Origin of the sequence: Agromyces binzhouensis (assembly GCF_004135055.1) — a bacterium.
Taxonomy (GTDB): Bacteria; Actinomycetota; Actinomycetes; order Actinomycetales; family Microbacteriaceae; genus Agromyces; species Agromyces binzhouensis.
Genome location: NZ_SDPL01000662.1, coordinates 1 through 1079, shown reverse-complemented (window position 1 = coordinate 1079; position 1079 = coordinate 1). Strand labels below are relative to the sequence as shown.

Below are 1079 nucleotides of genomic sequence, written 5' to 3'. Positions count from 1 at the left end.
CGCCCGGGCGGTGCGTCGACCCGGCGGCTGCGCTACGCCGCGCCCTCGAGCCGGTCGAGCGCCGCGACCTGCCCCTTGACGAGGAGTGCGCGCGCCTCGTCGACCGGGACCCAGCGCGCGTCGTCGATCTCGGGGAAGGTCGCCGTCCGCCCGGATCGCAGCGGCCACTCCAGCTCGAAGGTGCCGGGCCGGAGCTCGTCGAGCTCGAAGCCCGGCGCCTCGCCCGCGAAGACGTGCAGCACCTTCTTGGCCGACGCCCGGACGGTGCCGAGGTCGACGTAGTCGACGTCGGGCGCGGGCACTCCGACCTCCTCGGCGAACTCGCGGAACGCCGCGTCCCGCGGGTCCTCGCCCGGGTCGATGAGGCCCTTCGGCATCGACCACGCGCGCTCGTGCCGACCGGCCCAGAACGGCCCGCCCATGTGCGCGATGAAGACCTCGAGCCCGGGCGTGCGGCGGTGGAGCAGCACCCCGGCGCTCCGCAGCGTCGTCACGGTCGCGTGGGCGCCCCGGAGACGGCGTCGTGGGGCGTCACTGCTTCGGTGCGCGTGCGAACACCCACAGGCAGGCCGCGAGGCCGACCCCGCCGACCGCCATGATCCCGAAGATGGCCCCCCAGAGCACCGTTTCGACCGACATGCGCACCTCCGTGTGTCCGTTGCCTCATTCTGGCGCGCCGGCCGGGTGTGCGCCACCATCCGCCCGCCCGGATCCGACGGTGGCCCGCCGAGTCATCCGTGGGTAGCGTTGGGGTGTCGAACGGCGGGGAGGCTGGACATGGCGAAGGTGCTGGTCATCGGTGGGCACGGTCGGGTCGCGTTGCAGCTCGCGCGGATCCTGGCGGATCGCGGCGACGAGGTCGACTCGGTCATCCGCAACCCCGAGCACGCCGCCGAGGTCGGCGCGACGGGTGCGAACCCGGTCGTGGCGGATGTCGAGGCCCTCGACGTCGCGGGTCTCGCCGAGCTGATCGCGGGGCACGACGCGGTCGTCTGGTCGGCGGGCGCGGGCGGCGGCGACCCGGCGCGCACGCGCGCGGTCGACCACGACGCGGCGGTCCGCTCGATGGATGCCGCGGC

Annotated in this window: 2 protein-coding genes; one reads left to right on the top strand and one right to left on the bottom strand. The window is 75.0% G+C overall.

Going from position 1 to position 1079, the window contains the following annotated elements:
* Positions 1–32 precede the first annotated feature (32 nt).
* The gene (locus tag ESO86_RS17470) at positions 33–494 is read right to left on the bottom strand and encodes an NUDIX hydrolase (RefSeq protein ID WP_242492446.1); all 462 of its coding nucleotides are present in this window, start codon (positions 492–494) and stop codon (positions 33–35) included.
* Between the two features lie 283 nt (positions 495–777).
* Here ESO86_RS17470 and ESO86_RS17465 point away from each other — a divergent pair.
* On the top strand, positions 778–1079 hold a 302-nt coding region (locus ESO86_RS17465; RefSeq protein ID WP_165308330.1), incomplete at its 3' end, for an NAD(P)H-binding protein.